Below are 18,485 nucleotides of genomic sequence, written 5' to 3' on the forward strand. Positions count from 1 at the left end.
AGTGTATGGCCCGTCAATGCAGGCTAGGATTCAAGCCCCCCGGGCTGTCCGGGTGAAGAACAGGAACCCACGCATGACCCAGTCCCGTCTTCCGCGCGTGCGCGCGCTGGTCCTGGCCCTCGGCTTCGCCGTGGCCACCCTCTCGCCCGTGCATGCGCGCGACGCCGCCAACGAGGCCGGTTCGTCGGTGCAGGCCGATATTCCGTTCGAGCAGTTCACCCTGCCCAACGGCCTGCGCGTGGTGGTGCACACCGACCGCAAGGCGCCGATCGTGGCGGTGAACGTCTGGTACCACGTGGGCGCCAAGAACGAGCTGCCGGGCCGCACCGGCTTCGCGCACCTGTTCGAGCACCTGATGTTCCAGTCGAGCGAGAACCACCAGGGCGAGTTCTTCACCCCGTTCGAGCTGGTCGGCGCCACCGACCAGAACGGCACCACCAACTCCGACCGCACCAACTACTTCCAGAACGTGCCCACCACCGCGCTCGACATGGCGCTGTGGATGGAGTCCGACCGCATGGGCCACTTCCTCGGCGCGGTCAGCCAGGAAGTGCTCGACGAGCAGCGCGGCGTGGTGCAGAACGAGAAGCGCCAGGGCGAGAACCAGCCCTATGGCCAGGTCTTCCAGCGCCTGCTCAAGGCCAGCTACCCCGAGGGCCACCCGTACAGCTGGCCGGTGATCGGCTCGATGTCCGACCTCAACGCCGCCTCGCTCGAGGACGTGCAGAACTTCTTCAAGAGCTGGTACGGCCCGAACAACGCCGTGCTGGTGCTCGCCGGCGACATCGACGTCGAGACGGCGAAGAAGAAGGTGACCCGCTACTTCGGCGACATCCCGGCCGGCCCGACCCTGGCCCAGCCCAAGGTCGACCCGGCGCCGCGCACCGAATCGACCCGCGACGAGTTCACCGACCGCGTGCCGCAGGCGCGCATCTACCGCGCCTGGAACATCGCCGAGTACGGCAACGTCGACGTCGAGCGCCTGCAGCTGCTTTCGCAGGTGCTGGGCGGCTCGCGTGCCTCGCGCCTGGACAAGCGCCTGGTGCACGGCGAGAAGATCGCCGACCGCGTCTCGGCCAGCGCCTGGGGCAACCAGCTCGGCGGAATGTTCTTCATCAGCGCCGACGTGAAGGCCGGCGTCGACCCGGCCGTGGTCGAGAAGGCCCTGGACGAGGAGCTGCGCCGCCTGGTGGCCGAAGGCCCGACCGAGAGCGAACTCGAGCAGGCCCGCACCACCTTCAAGGCGGGATTCATCCGCGGCATCGAGCGCATCGGCGGCTTCGGCGGCAAGGCCGACGCGCTGGCCGAGTGCACGGTGTACATGGGCGACCCGGGCTGCTTCCGCGAGAGCCTGGCCGCCATCGACGCCGCCACCGCCGCGGACCTCAAGGCCGCCGGCCAGCGCTGGCTGGCGCGCGGCGACCACACCATCGTGGTCACCCCGGGCGAGCGCGTGCCGACCGTCGAGGACGAGAGCGTCGCGCACCCGGACATGCCGGCCGTGCCGCCCGCCGACCCGAAGTACACCACGGTCGCCAGCGACGTCGATCGTTCCAAGGGCCCGCCGGTGACCACCGAGTTCCCGGACCTGGTGTTCCCGGAGCTCAAGCGCACCCAGCTGTCCAACGGCATCACCCTCGTGCTCGCCGAGCGCCCGGGCCTGCCGGTGGTGCAGATGAGCCTGCAGCTGCCGGGCGGCTACGTGGCCGACGTGGGCCGCAAGCTCGGCACCGCCAGCTTCACCATGGGCATGCTCGACGAGGGCGCCGGCAAGTACAGCGCACTGGAGTTCGGCAACGAGGCCGAACGCCTGGGCGCCAACCTCGGCTCGAGCGCAGCGCTCGACGGCGGCAGCGCCTTCCTGTCGGCGCTGAAGGAGAACCTCGACGAGTCGGTGGCGCTGTTCGCCACCATGCTGCGCACCCCGCGCTTCGACGACGCCGAGATCGAGCGCGTTCGCCAGGGCTGGATCGCGACGATCAAGCAGGAGAAGGCGCGCCCGAACTCGGCCGCCACCCGCCTGCTGCCGCCGCTGCTGTACGGAAAGGGCCATCCTTACGCCATCCCGTTCAGCGGCACCGGCGACGAAGCCTCGATCGCCTCGCTCACCCGCGATGAACTGCTGGCCTACCACCGCGACTTCGTCCGCCCCGAGGGCTCGACCCTGATCGTGGTGGGCGACACCACGCTCGACGAGATCGTGCCGGTGCTCGAGAAGCACCTGGGCCAGTGGAAGGGCCAGGGCCAGGCCCCGGCGCTGCCCGCGGTGGCCACCGTGGCGCTGCCGCAGTCGCCGCGCGTGTTCCTGGTCGACCAGCCGGGCGCGATCCAGGCCAACATCTACGTCGGCCAGCTGGCGCCCTCGACCATGGACGAGAAGGCGACCGAGTTCGAGATCGCCAACGCCGTGCTCGGCGGCGAGTTCAGCTCGCGCCTGAACATGAACCTGCGCGAGGACAAGCACTGGGCCTACGGCAGCTACAGCTTCGTGCAGGCCGCCAAGGGCCAGCGCCCGTGGATGGCCTTCGCGGCCGTGCAGATCGACAAGACCGCCGAGTCGATGGCCGAGCTGCAGCGCGAGATCAGCCAGTACGCCACCGGCGAAGCACCGGCCACGCCGGAGGAAGTGGCCAAGATCCAGGCCAGCGAAATCCGCAGCCTGCCGGGCTCGTACGAAACCGCCAACGCCGTGCTCGGCGCCATCGGCGGCATCGTGCGCTACAACCGTCCGGACGACTACGTGGTGCAGCGCAAGGACAAGATCGAGGCGCTCACCCCCGAGATCGTCAACGCCGCCGCCGGCACCATCCGTCCCGGTTCGCTGACCTGGGTGGTGGTGGGCGACCTCCAGCAGATCGAGCAAGGCGTGCGCGCCCTCGGCCTGGGCGAGGTGCACGTGATCGACGCCGACGGCAACCCGGTGGCCGGCAAGTAAGCCAGCCCCGGTACATTGCGGGTTAAGCACGGGCGGGGCGAGAATCCCGCCCGTGCCTTTTTGGAGATTCGGGATGCGAAAGATCGCTTTGGCCCTGGCCCTTGTTCCCCTCGTCGCCGCCTGTACGTGGGTCAAGATGGCGCCGGGTGGCGCGCAGGTCCGCGTGGCGGCCGCCGGCCAGGACCTTTCGTCCTGCGAGCGCCGCGGCGAGATCTCGGTGTCGGTCAGGGACCGCCTGGGCCCCTACTCGCGCAACGACATCAAGGTGCGCGACGAGCTCGAGACCCTGGCCCGCAACGAGGCGCCCGGCCTGGGCGCCGACACGGTGCAGCCCAAGGCCGCGCCCAACGACGGCGAGCAGCGATTCCTGGCCTTCAGCTGCCGCGGCGCCGCCCCGGCCGCGGCCGCCCGCCCGGCCGCCGGCAACCGCTCCGACGACGGCGTCGAGACCTATCCCATCGAGGATTGACGCCCCCGGCGGCCTTCGCGTGAAGGCCGCCGGAAGTTGAGCCAGGGGGGCGAAACGGGTAACTTTGACGGGTTTCCCCAACGCCGGGCATCCCCGCTTATGTTGTTCAAGCATGTTTCCATTGCCGGCCTTGCCCATATCGATGCGCCGCATCGCCTGAGCTCGGCCGACATCAATGCCCGGCTCAAGCCGACCATGGACCGCCTCGGCATCAAGACCGACGTGCTCCAGGACATCGCCGGCATCTATGCCCGCCGCCTGTGGGACGACGAGGTGCAGGCCTCCGACGCCGCCACGCTCGCCGCCGAGAAAGCCATCGCCGACGCCGGCGTCGACCGCGCCAAGATCGGCCTGCTGGTCAACACCTCGGTCAGCCGCGACTACCTCGAGCCGTCCACCGCCTCCATCGTCTCGGGCAACCTGGGCCTGGGCGAGAACTGCCAGAACTTCGACGTCGCCAATGCCTGCCTGGCCTTCATCAATGGCATGGACATCGCCAGCCGCATGATCGAGCGCGGCGAAATCGAATACGCCCTGGTCGTCGACGGCGAAACCGCCAACCTCGCCTACAAGAAGACGCTCGAGCGCCTGAGCGGCCCGGACGTCACCGAAGAGCAGTTCCGCAACGAGCTGGCCACGCTGACGCTCGGCTGCGGCGCCGCGGCCATGGTGCTCTCGCGCAGCGAGCTCACCCCGGACGCGCCGCGCTACAAGGGCGGCGTCACCAAGGCCGCCACGCAGTGGAACACGCTGTGCCGCGGCAACCTCGACCGCATGGTCACCGACACCCGCATGCTGCTGATCGAAGGCCTCAAGCTCGCCACCGCCACCTTCGGCGCGGCGCGCCAGGCGCTGGGCTGGGTGGTGGACGAGCTCGACGAGTTCGTCATCCACCAGGTCTCGCAGGTGCACACCCAGGCCTTCATCAAGGCCTTCGGCATCGACCCGAACAAGGTGATGACCATCTTCAACGAGCACGGCAACATCGGCCCGGCCTCGGTGCCGATCGTGCTGAGCAAGCTCAAGGAAATGGGCCGCCTCAAGAAGGGCAGCCGCGTCGCCCTGCTGGGCATCGGCTCGGGCCTGAACTGCTCGATGGCCGAGGTCGAGTGGTAAGAAGAAAGGGAAAAAGAAAGGGGGTCAGGTTCACTTTTCGGGAGTAGCTGTTTCGCAAATGCGAAGTCCGCCTCCCGAAAAGTGAACCTGACCCCCTTTCTATTCGTCGCTGGCGATGCGGCCGTCGACCAGGGTGATGGTACGGTCGCACTGCGCCGACAGCCGCGGGTCGTGGGTCACCAGCAGCACCGCGCAGCCGAACTCGCGGTTGAACTTGCGGAACAGCGCGAACACGTCCGCCGCCGAATGGCTGTCGAGGTTGCCCGTCGGTTCGTCCGCCAGCAGCAGGGCCGGGCGCGTGGACAGCGCACGCGCCACGGCCACGCGCTGCTGCTGGCCGCCGGAAAGCTGGTCCGGCCGGCGCTGCTCCAGGCCCGACAGCCCCACCTGCGCCAGCAGCTCGCGGCCCCAGGCCAGCTGGGCCGGCGTGGGCTTGCCGCCGGCCACGATCAGCGGCATCAGCACGTTCTCCAGCGCGGTGAAGGCCTGGATGAGATGGTGGAACTGGAACACGAAGCCGATCGACTCGCGCCGCAGCCGCGTGCGGCCTTCATCGTCCATGCGCCGCGTGGGCTGGCCGAGCAGGTAGAGCTCGCCTTCGGTCGGCTGGTCGAGCAGGCCCACCACGTTGAGCAGGGTGCTCTTGCCCGAGCCCGAGGCGCCGACGAGCGCCGCGAAGTCGCGACGGTGCAAGGACAGGTCGAGGCCGTGCAGCACCTCCACCTCGGTCGGCTTGCCGACGTTGTAGCGCTTGCGCAGGCCCTCGAGCCGCAGCACTTCCTGGGCGGCGTCGTGCTCAGACATGGCGGATCGCCTCCACGGGGTCGAGCGCCGCCGCGCGCCGCGCCGGCACCGCCGCCGCGACGATGCCGGTGACGGTGGCCAGCCCCGCGGCCGCCACCGGCAGCCAGGGATCGACCGGGATGTAGAACAGCCGCGGCCCGAAGGTGTTGAACACCCACACCAGGCCGTAGCCCGCGCCGCCGCCGACCACCGAACCGGCCAGCCCGAAGATCGCGCCCTGCAGCAGGAACACCTGCAGCATCTGCCGGCGCGTGGTGCCCATCGCCCGCAGGATGCCGATCTCGCGCGTGCGCTGCACCACGCTCACGCTGAGCACGCTGGCGATGCCCAAGGCCACGCTTAGCGCCACGAACAGGCTGATCATGCGCGTGCTCAGGCTCTGCGAGCGCAGCGCGTTCATCAGCTGCGCGTTGGTTTCCATCCAGCTCTCGGCCTTGGCGCCGGTGAGCCGGGACAGCCGCGCGGCGACCTCGCGTGCGCCGAAGATGTCGTCCACCGTCACGTCGATGACGGTGGCGCCGCCGGGCAGGTCGAGCAGCGACTGGGTCTGCTTCATGTCCAGGTAGACGTAGCGCGAATCGAGCTCGCGCACGCCCAGCTCGAATATGCCGGCCACGTTGAGCACGGCTTCGCGGCCCTGGCCGGCGTCCAGGCGCAGCTTGTCGCCCACCTGCAGGCCGAGGTCGCGCGCGAGCTGGCTGCCGATCACCGCATCGCCGGCGCCGACGCGGAAGCTGCCGGCGACGATGTCCTCCTGCACCGGGATGATGCGCAGGTAGCGCGCCGGCTCGATGCCCACCAGCGCCACCGATTCCACCGCCTCGCCGCGGCGCGCGAAGGCCGGCCCCGAGATCACCGGCGACACCGCCCGCACCTGCTCGAGCGCATCGGCCGCCGCCACCACCTGCTGCCAGTTGTTGATCGAGCGCAGGCGCTGCGCGCGCCGCGTCTCGAGCAGCAGCTGCACCGCGCCGTCGGGCGCGGGCAGCACCACGTTGTTCTCTTCGGTGGGCTGGACGCGGATGTGCGCCTGGGTGCCGAGCGTGCGCTCGATGATGTTCGACTGCAGGCCGGTGATCAGTGCGGTCAGGAACACGATCACCGCCACGCCCACGGCGATGCCCACGAGGATCAGCGTGCTCTGCGCCTTGCCTTCGCGCAGGAAGCGGGTGGCGATGGTCCACTGCGCCCACATCGGCGTCAGTCCAGCTTCGCCGGCAGTTCCTTGCGCGTGGCCGGGTCCTGGCCAGCGCCCGGCGGGGCCATCGGCGTCGTGCGCACGCGCTGGCCCTCGGCCACCGGCGCGGACGCGTCGGCCAGCACCACGTCGCCGGGCGCCAGGCCTTCGATCACTTCGCTCAGGGCCAGGCCGCGCAGGCCCAGCGTCACTTCACGGCGCACCGCGCGGCCGTCGGAGGCGAGCCAGACTTCGGCGCGGTTGCCGTCGATCGCGCCCAGCGCGTCGTTGGGCACCACGAGCGCCCGTTCGCGCCGGCCGGTCTCGATGTTCACCGACACGGTCATGTCCTGGCGCAGGAAGTCGGGCACCGGCGACACGGTGAGGCGGATGTCGACCGAGCCGCGCTGCGCGTCGACCGACGGCGCGATGAAGCCCACGGTCGCGTCGAAGGGCTGGCCGGGGAAGGCGTCGGCCACGCAGCGGGCCGGCTGGCCCAGGGCCAGCACGCCCAGGTTGCGCTCGTCGAGCGGCACCAGCACCTCGGTGTCGCCGTCGCGGGCGATCTCGAACAGCACGCGGCCCGGCTGCACCAGGTCGCCGGGCTCGGCGTTGCGGGTGAGCACGGTGCCGGCGACTTCGGCGCGCACGAGGGCCTTCTCGAGCTGGGCGCGGGCGGTGGCCACGCGGGCGCGTGCGGCGGTTTCGGCCTGGCGGGCCTGTTCGAGGTCCTCGCGAGCGATGAACTGGCGCTCGAACAGCCCGGCCCGGCGCACGGCTTCGCGGCGGGCCTGCCCGAGCGCGGCCTCGGCCTCGCGCACGGCGGCCTCGAGGTCGTCGGCGCGCAGCACGGCCAGCACGTCGCCGGGCTGCACGCGGTCGCCCTCGCGCACGCGGCGTTCGAGCACCACGCCGGTCACCGGGCTGCCGGCCTGGGCGCGCGACACCGCCGCCACGCGGCCGGTCGCCACCACGGTCTGCACCAGCGGCTGCTCGCGCAGTTCGTAGGCGGCCAGCTCGGGCCCGCGCAGCGCCCCCACGGCCATCCAGCCCGCCAGGGCCGCTATCGGCAGGACGAGCAGTACAAGGCGGCGGCGGGTCATGCGGGCTCCGTGGCAGGGACTACCAGCGCGACGATACCCAAACCCCCGTGACGACGTCAGTCACGAGAAAGGGGGTCAGGTTCACTTCCGGGCCGGCCCGGGAAGTGAACCTGACCCCGTTCTTATAGAATGCGGGGCATGGAAAACCACACTTTCAGCGCCGAACAGGCCCGCGTGCTCGCCAAGGGGCCGTTCCCGGACTACCCCTTCACCCCCAAGACCTTCCGCCATCCCAACGGGCTGGCCCAGAGCTACCTCGACGAGGGCCAGGGCGAGGCGGTGCTGATGCTGCACGGCAACCCGTCGTGGTCCTACTACTGGCGCAAGCTGGTGCTGGGCCTGCGCGACGGCTACCGCTGCATCGTGCCCGACCACGTCGGCATGGGCCTGTCGGACAAGCCCGACGACAAGGGCTACCAGTACACCCTGCGCAGCCGCGTCCAGGACCTCGACCGCGTGCTCTCGCACGCCGGCGTCGGCGACGAGCTCACCCTGGCCGTGCACGACTGGGGCGGCATGATCGGCTTTGGCTGGGCGCTCAAGCACGGCGCGCGCATCAAGCGCCTGGTGGTGCTCAACACCGCCTCCTTCCCGCTGCCGGCGTCCAAGCCCATGCCCTGGCAGCTCAAGCTCGGCCGCGACTACAACCTCGGCGCGCTGGCCATCCGCGGCTTCAACGCCTTCGCCGCCGGCGCCACCCGCCAGGGCGTGGTGCACAAGATGCCGGCCGACGTGCAGCGCGCCTACGAGGCGCCCTACGACAGCTGGAAGAACCGCATCTCGACCCTGCGCTTCGTGCAGGACATCCCGCTGCGCGCCGGCGACCGCGCCTGGGACCTGGTGGAGGAGGCCGGCAAGCGCCTTCCCGAATACGCCAACCGCCCGGCCTTCATCGGCTGGGGCCTGCGCGACTTCGTGTTCGACCACCACTTCCTCAAGGGCTTCACCGACGCGCTGCCCAAGGCCGAGGTGCACGCCTTCGAAGACGGCGGCCACTACGTGCTCGAGGACAAGGCCGACACCCTCGTCCCCGCCATCCGCGCCTTCCTGGAGCGCAACCCGCTTTGAGCGAGGCCTGCAACATCGCGGCGGCGCTGCCGCGGCTGGCGGCCGCGGGGCCGGGGCAGGTCGCGATGCGCTGCCCCGGCCGTCGCGGGGCCAACGGATTTGCGCGTTACGACGTCACGCTCAGCTACGGCGAGCTCGACCGGCGTTCGGACGCCATCGCCGCCGGGCTCGCCGCGCAGGGCATCGGCCGCGGCCACCGCGTGGTGGTGATGGTGCGGCCCTCGCCCGAGTTCTTCCTGCTGATGTTCGCCCTGTTCAAGGCCGGCGCCGTGCCGGTGCTGGTGGACCCGGGCATCGACAAGCGCGCCCTGCGCCAGTGCCTGGACGAGGCGGATCCCGAGGCCTTTATCGGCATCCCGCTGGCGGTGTTCGCACGCAAGTTGCTCGGCTGGGCCCGCCGTGCCCGCGTGGTGGTCACCGCCGGCCGCCGCTGGTTCTGGGGCGGGCCCACGCTCGCCGCCATCGAGGCCGCCGGCGCCGGCGCCGGCCCGCAGCTGGCCGACACGAAGCCCGACGACGTCGCCGCCATCCTCTTCACCTCCGGCTCCACCGGCGTGCCCAAGGGCGTGGTCTACCGCCACCGCCACTTCGTCGCCCAGGTCGAGCTGCTGCGCGAGGCCTTCGGCATCCAGGCCGGCGGCGTCGACCTGCCCACCTTCCCGCCCTTCGCGCTGTTCGACCCGGCCCTCGGCCTGGCTTCGATCATCCCCGACATGGACCCCACGCGCCCGGCGCAGGCCGACCCGCGCAAGCTGCACGACGCGATCGAACGTTTCGGCGTCGACCAGCTGTTCGGCTCGCCGGCGCTGATGCGCGTGCTGGCCGAACACGGCCAGCCATTGCCGACGCTGCGCCGCGTCACCTCCGCCGGTGCGCCGGTGCCCGCGGCCGTCGTGGCGAAAATGCGCGAACTGCTGCCGGAACAGGCTTCATTCTGGACGCCCTACGGCGCCACCGAATGCCTGCCGGTCGCCGTCATCGAGGGCCGCGAGCTGCAGGCCACGCGCGAGGCCACCGAGCAGGGTGCCGGCACCTGCGTCGGCCGCCCGGTGCCGCCGAACGAGGTGCGCATCATCGCCATCACCGACGCAGCCATCGAGGATTGGTCGCAGGCGGTGGTGCTGGGCGCCGAGGCCATCGGCGAGATCACCGTCGCCGGCCCCACCGCCACCGACGAGTATTTCCGCCGCCCGCAGGCCACCGCGCTGGCCAAGGTCCGCGAGACCCTGCCCGACGGCAGCACGCGCATCGTGCACCGCATGGGCGACCTGGGTTACTTCGACGCGCAGGGCCGGCTGTGGTTCTGCGGCCGCAAGTCGCAGCGCGTGCGCACGCCCGAGGGCAACCTCTACACCGAGCAGGTCGAGCCGGTGTTCAACACCCACCCCGAAGTGGCGCGCACCGCGCTGGTGGGCGTGGGCGAAGGCACCGCGCAGGAGGCCGTGCTCTGCGTGGAGGTGGAAAAGCACCTGCCGCAGTACGAGCACGAGCGCATCCTGGCCGAACTGCGCCGGCTGTCGGAAGGCTTCGTGCACACCGCGCGCATCCGGCATTTCCTGGTGCACGACGGCTTCCCGGTCGACATCCGGCACAACGCGAAGATCGGCCGCGAGAAACTCGCGGCCTGGGCAAGCAAGGAACTGAGGTGGCGCCGATGAAGATCCTGGTGACGGGTGGTGGCGGTTTCCTGGGCCAGGGCATCTGCAAGGCCCTGCTCGCCGAAGGCCACGAGGTGACGAGCTTCCAGCGCAGCCATTCGCCCGCGCTCGAGGCGATGGGCGTGCGCCAGCTGCGCGGCGACCTCGCCGATGCGCAGGCCGTGCACGCCGCCTTCGCCGGCCACGAGGCCGTCTTCCACAACGCCGCCAAGGCCGGCGCCTGGGGCAGCTACCAGAGCTACTTCGACGCCAACGTCACCGGCACCCGCAACGTGCTGGCGGCGATGCGCGCGCACGGCATCGGCCGGCTGGTGTACACCTCCACGCCCAGCGTCACCCACAGCGGCCGCACGCCGGTGGAAGGCGGCAACGAGGCCAACACGCCCTACGGCCACGGCTTCAAGGCGCCTTACCCGACCACCAAGCTGGTGGCCGAACTCGAGGTGCTGGCCGCCAACGGCGCCTCGCTGTCCACCGTGGCCCTGCGCCCGCGCCTGATCTGGGGCCCGGGCGACACCCAGCTGCTGCCGCGCCTGGCCGAACGCGCGAAGGCGGGCCGCCTGCGTTTCGTCGGCGGTGGCCACAACCGCATGGACACCACCTACATCGACAACGCCGCCCAGGCCCACCTCGATGCCTTCAAGGCGCTGGCGCCGGGCGCGGCCTGCGCGGGCAAGGCCTATTTCATCTCCAACGGCGAGCCGCGCGAAGTCCGCCGCATCGTCAACGACATGCTGGTGGCCGCCGGCGTGCCGCCGGTGGACAAGTCCATTCCCTACGGCGTGGCCTACGCCGCCGGCGCGGTGCTCGAAGTGGCCTGGCGTGCGCTGCGCCTGCAGGGCGAGCCGCCGATGACGCGCTTCCTCGCCGAGCAGCTGTCCACGCCCCACTGGTACGACATCTCCGCCGCCGCGCGCGATTTTGGCTACGTGCCGCGCGTGTCCATGGACGAAGGCCTGGCGCGGCTTGCGCAGTGGTGGTCCGCGCGCACTTAACAAACGGCTCAGTTTGTTGGCGGGTAGTCAGCAAAGGGAAGCTAGCGTCGTTGTCGCCCCATCGAGGGCAACAACAAGAAGGAGGGCATCCCATGCTCCATTACGCGCTGATCTTCCTTGTCGTCGCCATCATCGCCGCCGTGCTCGGCTTTGGCGGCATCGCCGGCACCGCCGCCTGGATCGCCCAGATCCTGTTCGTGGTGTTCCTGATCCTGGCCATCGTCTCCTTCCTCAAGAAGGCCACGTGAAGACCGGCGGGTCGGCGCCCGCGGGGGCGCCGGCCCGCTAGAATGGCGGCATGAGCCAGCCCGCCGCCTCGCCCTTCGACGCCCTCAAGCCCCTGGCCGGCCGTGCGCTGGAACAGGCGCTCAACCGCCTGGTCGCGCTCGACCCCGACACCGCCGCCGCGCTCGCGCGCCTCGGCGGCCATCGCATCGGCCTCGCGCTCGAGGCGCCGCCGATCGCACTGGAGCTGTCGGTGGACGAAGGCCGGCTCAAGGTGGGCCCGCCGCGCGAGGAGCCCGACCTCGGCGTGCGCGCCACGATTTCCGGCGTGCTCTCCCAGCTCCCCTTCCTGCGCCCGCCCGGCGCCCCGCCGGTGGGCAAGGTGCGCATCAACGGCGACGCCGAGCTGGCGCGGCAGCTGCAGAAGCTTGCGCAGCGCTTCGACCCCGACTGGGAAAAACCCTTCGCCGAGCTGCTCGGCCCGGTGTTCGGCCCGCAGGCCGCGCGACTGCTGCGCGACGCGCTGTCGGGCGGCCTGAAGTTCGCGCAGGGCTTCAGCCGTGACGCGGTGGACTACCTGGTCGAGGAGCGCCGCGACGTGGTCGGCAAGGCCGAACTCTCGGCCTTCCACGACGACGTCGACGAACTGCGCGACCGGGTCGAGCGGCTCGCCGCGCGCCTCTCGCGGCTGTCGCCGGGAGGCGCCGCATGACCCCGCTGCGGGGCAGCTGGCGCGCCATCGGCATCGCGCGCGTGCTGTTGCGGCACCGGCTCGACGCGCTGCTCGAGGGCACCTCGGTCGGCCGCTGGCTGTGGCTGCTGCGCCCCTTCACCCGCCGCGCCGGCGACGACGACGCACCGCGCGGGCAGCGCCTGCGCCTGGCGCTGCAGGAGCTGGGCCCGATCTTCGTGAAGTTCGGCCAGGTGCTCTCGACCCGCCGCGACCTGCTGCCGCCGGACGTGGCCGAGGAGCTTTCGCTGCTGCAGGACCGCGTGGCGCCCTTCCCGGGCGAGCAGGCGCGCGCGCGCATCGAGGCCGGCCTGGGCCGACCCGTGCCGGAGCTCTACGCCGAGTTCGAGGCCACGCCGCTGGCCTCGGCGTCCATCGCCCAGGTGCACGCCGCGCGCCTGCACGACGGCCGCGAGGTGGTGGTGAAGGTGCTGCGCCCGGGCATCGCCCAGCGCATCGCCGACGACATCGCCCTGCTGCGCACGCTGGCGGCGCTGGCCGATCGCCACCACCCGCGCGCCGACAGGATCCGCGCGCAGGAAGTGGTCAGCGAGATCGAGTCCACGCTTTACGCCGAGCTCGACCTGCAGCGCGAAGGCGCCAACGCCAGCCTCATGCGCCGCACCTGGGCCGGCAGCGACGAGCTGTACGTGCCCGAGGTGTTCTGGACCCACACCAGCGAGTCGGTGCTGACGATGGAGCGCGTGCGCGGCATCCCCAGCGACGACGTCGAGGCCCTCGACGCCGCCGGCATCGACCGCAAGGCCCTGGCGGCGCGCGGCGTGCGCGTGTTCTACACGCAGGTGTTCCGCGACAACTTCTTCCACGCCGATGCGCACGCCGGCAACATCTGGGTCGACGCCGACCCGGCGCGCAAGGCCAACCCGCGCTTCATCGCCATTGATTTCGGCATCGTCGGCCAGCTCGCGCGCCGCGACCAGTACTACCTGGCCGAGAATTTCATGGCGATCTTCCAGCGCGACTACCGCCGCATCGCCGAGCTGCACGTCGAGGCGGGCTGGATGCCGGCCACGGTGCGACTCGACGAGCTCGAGGCCGCCACGCGCGCGGTGTGCGAGCCCTACTTCACCCGGCCGCTGAGCGAAATCTCGCTGGGCGAGGTGCTGGTGAAGCTGTTCAAGACCGCCCAGCGCTACGAGCTCACCCTGCAGCCGCAGCTGATCCTGCTGCAAAAGACCCTGCTCAACATCGAGGGCGTGGGCCGCCTGCTCGACCCGAAGCTCGACATCTGGGCCGAGGCGCGGCCGGTGCTCGAGGCCATCCTTCGCGAGCGCTACAGCCCGGCCACGCTGGGCGCGGAGTTCCGCAAGCGCCTGCCCGAGCTGGTGACGCACGCGCCGGACATGCCGCGCCTGCTGCACGAGTTCCTGGCCCAGCAGGTCCGCGGCGAGCACTCGATCAACATGCGCAGCGAAGACCTGGCCGAACTGGCGCGCATCTCCCGCGCCGGCCAGCGCCAGACGGTGTACGCCATCCTCGGCACGGGCCTGATGATCGTCGCCGCGGTGCTCTACGCGCTCGAAGCGGGCGGCCCGCGCCTGTGGGGCATCCCGGCCGTCGCCGGCATCGCCGCGCTGGGCGCCTTCGGCGCCTTCCTCGCCGCCTGGCCCCGCCGCTGACCGCTGCCGTGTAGGAGCGCCTTGAGGCGCGAATCCGTTCTTTGCCGAAGGCAAAGGCAGAAGATTCGCGCCTGAAGGCGCTCCTACGGGGCGCGTCGCGGCCGCTTACAGATCGCCGGCGGCGAAATCGCTGAAGGCGGCCGCGCCGAAGTGCTGCCGGATCGCCCGGTCCACGTCGGCCTTGCTCAGCGCCGCGATGCGCGCCTCGAGCTCGGCGCTCCAGGCCAGGCTGCGGTCGTACTGCAGGTTGCTGGCCAGCAGGCCGGCGAGGTTGCCGTCCTCGGCGCGCGACAGCACGCGGGCCTTGAGGATGCCGTCCACGGCGTCCTTGAGCTCCTCGTCGGTCACGCCCCCGGCGATGAACCGCGCGAGTTCCTCGTCGAAGGCGGTGCGCACGCGGCCCACGTTCTCGGGCGCGGTGATGGCGAACATCTCCAGCGAGGCGTTCTCGTCGAGGATGCTGGCGTTGAAGCGCGAGCCGACCGAATAGCTCAGGCCATCGGTCTGGCGCACGCGGTCGCCCAGGCGCGACTTCATGCCGCCGCCGCCGAAGATGTTGTTGGCCACCACCAGCGCGGCGTAGTCCGGATGGCTGTCCGAGAGCGCCAGCGTGGCGCGGCGGAAGATCGCCGCGTTGGCCTGGTCGGGCGTCTTGAGCTCGCGCACCACGGCCTCGGGCGAATGCGCCGGGTTGGCCAGGCGCACGTAGGGCCTGGGCGCGTTCCAGCCGCCGAAGTGCTGCTCGAGCAGGGCCATCGCTTCCTGCGGGTCGAAGTCGCCCACGAGCGAGATCTCGCCCACGCCGGCGCCGAGGAAATCGACGTGGAACCGGCGCACTTCGTCCAGCGTCACTGTGCGCATTTCCGCGATCGCCTCGTCCAGCGTCTGCGCATACCACGGATGGCCCTTGGGCCAGGGGCTGAAGTGCCGCGACAGCGCCCGGCTGGCCACCGACTGCGGCTGGTTGCGGCCCGCCTCGAGGCCGGTGATGGCCTGGTTGCGCAGCTGCTCGAACTCATCGGCGGGGAAGGACGGCGTGCGCAGCATCTCGGCCAGCAGGGCCAGCAACTCCGGCAGGTGCTCGCGCGTGGTGGTGGCGCCGACGCCGACCGACTGGCGGCCGCCGCTGATCGACACCCGCGCCTTGAGCTCGTCCAGGCGCCGGGTGATTTCGGCGCGGCTGCGCCCGGTGGTGCCGCGGCTGAGCATCGCCGCCACCAGGCCGCCGGCCGCGTCGCGTCCGGTCACGTCCTCGATGCTGCCGAAGCGGAACTGCAGGTTCAGCGCCAGCGTGTCGCCGCGCGTCTGCTTGGGCAGCAGCGCCACCCCGGTGCCGTTCGACAGCGCCGCGGTGGTGGTGCGCGCGTCGATGTTGGCCGGGCTGGCGTCGAAGGCCTCGCCCGCCGCCACCGCCTCGCGGCCCACGTAGCCTTCGACCAGCGAAGCCACGTCCGGTGCGGCCGGAATCTCGGCGCGATCAGGGGCTTCGGTCGGCACGAAGCGCGCGAGCGTGCGGTTGGCCGGCTTGAAGTACTGCTTCGCCACCCGCGCCACGTCCTCCACGCCCACCGCCTCGATGCGGTCGCGGCGCAGGAAGAACAGCCGCCAGTCACCGGCGGCGATGGCCTCCGACAGCGCCATCGCGGTGCCGTTGGCGTCGTTGAACAGCAGTTCGATGTTCTTGAGCAGGCGCTCGCGGGCGCGCGCCACCTCGTCTTCGGTGAAGGGCGTGGCGCCGGCCTGCTCGATGCCCTCGATCAGGGCCCGGGCGGTCGCCTCCGGGTCGCCATCCACCGGCACCATCGCGAACGACAGGAACAGGCCCGGCTCGGCCAGCAGCCAGGGGCTGGCGCTGACGCTGGCGGCCAGGCCCGGCTCCACCAGCGACTTGTGCAGGCGGCCGGTGGGCGTGTCGCCCAGCACCTGGCCCAGCACCTGCAGCGCGGCGGTGTCGGGGTGGGCCGAGGCGGGGATGTGGTAGCCCAGGCCCACCAGGCGCGTTTCGCCGACGCGGCGCACCGTGATCTCGCGCTCGCCGTCCTGCACGGGCTCGGCGGTGTAGGTGCGCGCCAGCGGCCCGGCCGGCTTCGGGATCGGGCCGAAGTGGCGTGCCACGCGCGCCAGCACGTCGGCCGTATCGACGCGACCGGCCACCAGCAGCGTGGCGTTGTCGGGGCGGTAATAGCGGCGGTAGAAAGCCTGCAGCGCCTCGATCGGCATGTTCTCGACGTCGGCGCGGGCACCGATGGTGCTGTTGCCGTAGTTGTGCCAGAGGTAGGCCGTGGCCGACAGGCGCGACATCAGCACGCGGAAGGGCTCGGTCTCGCCGCGCTCCATCTCGTTGCGCACCACCGTCATCTCGCTGTCGAGGTCGGCGCGGGCCACGTTGGAATTGACCATGCGGTCGGCTTCCAGCGACAGCAGCCAGTCGAGGTTGCCCTCGCCGTCGGCGAAGCTGCCGAAGTAGTTGGTGCGGTCGTACCAGGTGGTGGCGTTGTAGCGGATGCCGCGGCGGCGCATCTCGCCCGGGATGTCGGCGTTGGTGGGCGTGCCCTTGAACAGCAGGTGCTCGAGCAGGTGCGCCATGCCCGTTTCGCCGTAGCCCTCGTGGCGCGAGCCGACCAGGTAGGTCAGGTTCACGGTGACGGTGGGCTTGGTGGCGTCGGGGAACACCAGCACGCGCAGTCCGTTTTCGAGCCGGTATTCGGTGATGCCCTCCACCGAGGCCACTTCGGTCACGCCCTTGGGCAGCGTCGTGGCGTGGGCGTCGAAGGACAACACGAAACCAAGGACCAGCAGGCAGGCGCCCAACCAGCGGGCGGCGACATTCGTCGTCATGGAAACTCCGTGTGCTTGTGCCCATCAAGGGCCGAACCCGCAGGATGCCGCAAAAGTGGGGTCGGAGGTAATTTCCCGTTGGGAAATTACCTCCGACCCCAGGGCCTTCGCGTGTGAGAATGCGCGCATGCAGGTTCTTTACATCGATGAACAACTGGCGGTGGTGGACAAACCCGCCGGCCTGATGGTCCACGACAGCAAGCTCGCGCGCGGCGAAACCGATTTCGCCGCCGACCGGCTGCGCGAGCAGTTCGGGCGGCCGGTGTTCCTCGTGCACCGGCTCGACCGCGCCACCAGCGGCTGCCTGCTGCTGGCCTTCGACCGCGACACCGCCTCGGCCCTGGGCCGCAGCCTGATGGCCGAACACTTCCGCAAGGACTACCTCGCCGTTTGCCGCGGCTGGCCCGCGCCGCCCGGGGGCGTCATCGACCATCCGCTCGACGGCGGCCCGGGCAAGCCCGTGAAGAAGCCCGCCATCACCGACTACCGAACGCTGGCCACCGCCGAGGTCGACTGGCCCAGCCAGCAGCACCCCACCTCGCGCTACGCGCTGCTGTGCTGCAGCCCGCGCACCGGCCGCTTCCGGCAGATCCGCCGGCACCTCAAGCACGTCCACCACCACCTGGTGGGCGACTCGAGCCACGGCGACGGCCGCCACAACCTGGCCTTCCGCCTGCGCGGCGTGCATCGCATGCTGCTGCATGCCTGGCGCCTGGGTTTCCCGCACCCGGCCGACGGCCGCCCGCTGACCGTGGTGGCACCGCCGGACCCGGAGTTCCTGCGCGCGCTCGAACTGCTGGGCCTGCCCCCGCCCGAGGCCGGGGCATGACGCACGGCCCATGCCGCCGCCCCCCGATGCGGGCACACTGCCCCCCGTTCCCCCCGCCCAGCGAGACCCCACCGATGCGCCTGAGCCTGCTTGCCTGCGTGCTTTCCCTGGCCGCCCTGATCGCCGCGCCCGCCTTCGCCCAGTCGTCCAACGACGAGGACGAGAAGCTGGTCGTCTCCAGCGAGGGTTTCCTTTCCGCCCACCCCGACCTGCGCCACCGCCTGGCCGGTCTGCGCGCCTACAACAAGGGCGACTTCAAGGGCGCCTACGAGCGCTTCCGCCGCGCCGCACGCTTCGCCGACAAGCCCTCGCAGGGCATGGTCGCCGAGATGCTGTGGGAAGGGCAGGGCGTTGCCCGCGACAAGGCCCTGGCCTACGTCTGGATGGACCTGGCCGCCGAGCGCCAGTACCCGCTGATGCTGGTCAAGCGCGAGCGCTACTGGAACGAGCTCGACGAGGCCGAGCGCGCCCGCGCGCTCGAACTGGGCGAGGCCATCTACGCCGAGTTCGGCGACGAGGTCGGCAAGCGCCGCCTCGACCGCGAGCTGCGCCAGGCCAAGCGCCAGAGCACCGGCAGCCGCCTGGGCTCGGTCGGCGCGCTCAAGATCCAGATCCCCACCCCGTCGGGCTACCAGATCATCGACGGCAGCACCTACTACGACCCGAAGTTCTGGGACATCGACCAGTACATCGAGTGGCACGACGGCGACTGGACCTACTACGCCGAAGGCACCGTGGACGTCGGCGAGGTGATGAGCGCCGAGGATGCCGCCGCCGATGCCGCGGCCGAGGCCGCCTACGAGGCCGAGGAAGCCCGGCAGTCCGACGAGGACTGAGCCGGGCCGGACAGCGGGGGCCGGGGCGGCGATAATGCCGCCTCGTCCCACCGCCGGATCCC

15 protein-coding genes are annotated in these 18,485 nt (G+C 71.1%); 11 read left to right on the top strand and 4 right to left on the bottom strand.

What is annotated here, in order from left to right:
* The first annotated feature begins 73 nt into the window (after positions 1-73).
* From ABS41_RS02915 to ABS41_RS02925, 3 genes are all read left to right on the top strand, one after another.
* Positions 74-2,935: a pitrilysin family protein gene (locus ABS41_RS02915; RefSeq protein WP_290590295.1), complete on the top strand. Its 2,862-nt coding sequence runs from the start codon at positions 74-76 to the stop codon at positions 2,933-2,935.
* 73 nt (positions 2,936-3,008) lie between these two features.
* On the top strand, positions 3,009-3,404 hold the full coding sequence (locus ABS41_RS02920) for a DUF4156 domain-containing protein (RefSeq protein ID WP_343123822.1): 396 nt from the start codon (positions 3,009-3,011) through the stop codon (positions 3,402-3,404).
* Between the two features lie 99 nt (positions 3,405-3,503).
* Positions 3,504-4,520, top strand: coding sequence for a 3-oxoacyl-ACP synthase III (locus ABS41_RS02925; RefSeq protein WP_290590296.1), 1,017 nt, complete (start codon positions 3,504-3,506; stop codon positions 4,518-4,520).
* Positions 4,521-4,619: 99 nt separating this feature from the next.
* Here the strand turns inward: ABS41_RS02925 and ABS41_RS02930 are convergent, their stop codons facing one another.
* The 3 genes from ABS41_RS02930 to ABS41_RS02940 are packed head-to-tail and all read right to left on the bottom strand — an operon-like array spanning position 4,620 to position 7,604.
* Positions 4,620-5,324, bottom strand: a complete 705-nt coding sequence (locus ABS41_RS02930) for an ABC transporter ATP-binding protein (RefSeq protein ID WP_290590299.1) — start codon at positions 5,322-5,324, stop codon at positions 4,620-4,622.
* Positions 5,317-6,519, bottom strand: coding sequence for an FtsX-like permease family protein (locus tag ABS41_RS02935; RefSeq protein ID WP_290590302.1), 1,203 nt, complete (start codon positions 6,517-6,519; stop codon positions 5,317-5,319). The genes ABS41_RS02930 and ABS41_RS02935 overlap by 8 nt, the downstream gene beginning before the upstream one ends.
* A gap of 5 nt (positions 6,520-6,524) precedes the next feature.
* Positions 6,525-7,604, bottom strand: coding sequence for an efflux RND transporter periplasmic adaptor subunit (locus ABS41_RS02940; RefSeq protein WP_290590305.1), 1,080 nt, complete (start codon positions 7,602-7,604; stop codon positions 6,525-6,527).
* Between the two features lie 138 nt (positions 7,605-7,742).
* Here ABS41_RS02940 and ABS41_RS02945 point away from each other — a divergent pair, with 138 nt between their 5' ends.
* The 6 genes from ABS41_RS02945 to ubiB all read left to right on the top strand — a co-directional run bounded on the left by ABS41_RS02945 (position 7,743) and on the right by ubiB (position 13,920).
* A complete protein-coding gene (locus tag ABS41_RS02945; RefSeq protein ID WP_290590308.1) occupies positions 7,743-8,672 on the top strand; it encodes an alpha/beta fold hydrolase in 930 nt (309 codons plus the stop codon).
* A complete protein-coding gene (gene oleC / locus ABS41_RS02950) occupies positions 8,669-10,330 on the top strand; it encodes an olefin beta-lactone synthetase (protein ID WP_290590311.1) in 1,662 nt (553 codons plus the stop codon). The genes ABS41_RS02945 and oleC overlap by 4 nt, the downstream gene beginning before the upstream one ends.
* Positions 10,327-11,325, top strand: coding sequence for a 2-alkyl-3-oxoalkanoate reductase (gene oleD / locus ABS41_RS02955; RefSeq protein ID WP_290590315.1), 999 nt, complete (start codon positions 10,327-10,329; stop codon positions 11,323-11,325). The genes oleC and oleD overlap by 4 nt, the downstream gene beginning before the upstream one ends.
* Before the next feature lie 92 nt (positions 11,326-11,417).
* Positions 11,418-11,573, top strand: coding sequence for a DUF1328 domain-containing protein (locus tag ABS41_RS02960; RefSeq protein ID WP_106990292.1), 156 nt, complete (start codon positions 11,418-11,420; stop codon positions 11,571-11,573).
* Positions 11,574-11,623: 50 nt separating this feature from the next.
* The gene (locus ABS41_RS02965) at positions 11,624-12,262 is read left to right on the top strand and encodes an SCP2 sterol-binding domain-containing protein (RefSeq protein WP_290590323.1); all 639 of its coding nucleotides are present in this window, start codon (positions 11,624-11,626) and stop codon (positions 12,260-12,262) included.
* Between the two features lie 5 nt (positions 12,263-12,267).
* The gene (ubiB, locus tag ABS41_RS02970) at positions 12,268-13,920 is read left to right on the top strand and encodes a ubiquinone biosynthesis regulatory protein kinase UbiB (protein WP_290590394.1); all 1,653 of its coding nucleotides are present in this window, start codon (positions 12,268-12,270) and stop codon (positions 13,918-13,920) included.
* A gap of 105 nt (positions 13,921-14,025) precedes the next feature.
* On the opposite strand, the gene ABS41_RS02975 is transcribed toward ubiB, so the two are convergent.
* On the bottom strand, positions 14,026-16,758 hold the full coding sequence (locus tag ABS41_RS02975) for a pitrilysin family protein (RefSeq protein WP_290590325.1): 2,733 nt from the start codon (positions 16,756-16,758) through the stop codon (positions 14,026-14,028).
* A 127-nt stretch (positions 16,759-16,885) separates the two neighbouring features.
* Here ABS41_RS02975 and ABS41_RS02980 point away from each other — a divergent pair, with 127 nt between their 5' ends.
* Together ABS41_RS02980 and ABS41_RS02985 are read left to right on the top strand one after the other, a co-directional pair.
* Positions 16,886-17,587 (top strand): pseudouridine synthase, encoded by a 702-nt coding sequence (locus tag ABS41_RS02980; RefSeq protein ID WP_290590327.1) that lies wholly within the window; start codon positions 16,886-16,888, stop codon positions 17,585-17,587.
* Between the two features lie 74 nt (positions 17,588-17,661).
* On the top strand, positions 17,662-18,423 hold the full coding sequence (locus tag ABS41_RS02985; protein ID WP_290590330.1) for a hypothetical protein: 762 nt from the start codon (positions 17,662-17,664) through the stop codon (positions 18,421-18,423).
* The last annotated feature ends 62 nt before the right edge of the window (positions 18,424-18,485 follow it).

This window comes from Arenimonas sp. SCN 70-307 (assembly GCF_001724815.1).
In the GTDB taxonomy this organism is placed as follows: domain Bacteria; phylum Pseudomonadota; class Gammaproteobacteria; order Xanthomonadales; family Xanthomonadaceae; genus Arenimonas.

Bases quoted from the DNA above. Each gene is read 5' to 3' on its own strand.
- ABS41_RS02965 (WP_290590323.1), top strand. From the start codon at position 11,624: ATGAGCCAGCCCGCCGCCTCGCCCTTCGACGCCCTCAAGCCCCTGGCC.
- ABS41_RS02945 (WP_290590308.1), top strand. From the start codon at position 7,743: ATGGAAAACCACACTTTCAGCGCCGAACAGGCCCGCGTGCTCGCCAAG.
- ABS41_RS02920 (WP_343123822.1), top strand. From the start codon at position 3,009: ATGCGAAAGATCGCTTTGGCCCTGGCCCTTGTTCCCCTCGTCGCCGCC.
- ABS41_RS02960 (WP_106990292.1), top strand. From the start codon at position 11,418: ATGCTCCATTACGCGCTGATCTTCCTTGTCGTCGCCATCATCGCCGCC.
- ABS41_RS02985 (WP_290590330.1), top strand. From the start codon at position 17,662: ATGCGCCTGAGCCTGCTTGCCTGCGTGCTTTCCCTGGCCGCCCTGATC.
- ABS41_RS02935 (WP_290590302.1), bottom strand. From the start codon at position 6,519: ATGTGGGCGCAGTGGACCATCGCCACCCGCTTCCTGCGCGAAGGCAAG.
- ABS41_RS02915 (WP_290590295.1), top strand. From the start codon at position 74: ATGACCCAGTCCCGTCTTCCGCGCGTGCGCGCGCTGGTCCTGGCCCTC.
- ABS41_RS02975 (WP_290590325.1), bottom strand. From the start codon at position 16,758: ATGACGACGAATGTCGCCGCCCGCTGGTTGGGCGCCTGCCTGCTGGTC.
- ABS41_RS02940 (WP_290590305.1), bottom strand. From the start codon at position 7,604: ATGACCCGCCGCCGCCTTGTACTGCTCGTCCTGCCGATAGCGGCCCTG.
- ABS41_RS02930 (WP_290590299.1), bottom strand. From the start codon at position 5,324: ATGTCTGAGCACGACGCCGCCCAGGAAGTGCTGCGGCTCGAGGGCCTG.
- ABS41_RS02980 (WP_290590327.1), top strand. From the start codon at position 16,886: ATGCAGGTTCTTTACATCGATGAACAACTGGCGGTGGTGGACAAACCC.
- ABS41_RS02925 (WP_290590296.1), top strand. From the start codon at position 3,504: ATGTTGTTCAAGCATGTTTCCATTGCCGGCCTTGCCCATATCGATGCG.
- oleD (WP_290590315.1), top strand. From the start codon at position 10,327: ATGAAGATCCTGGTGACGGGTGGTGGCGGTTTCCTGGGCCAGGGCATC.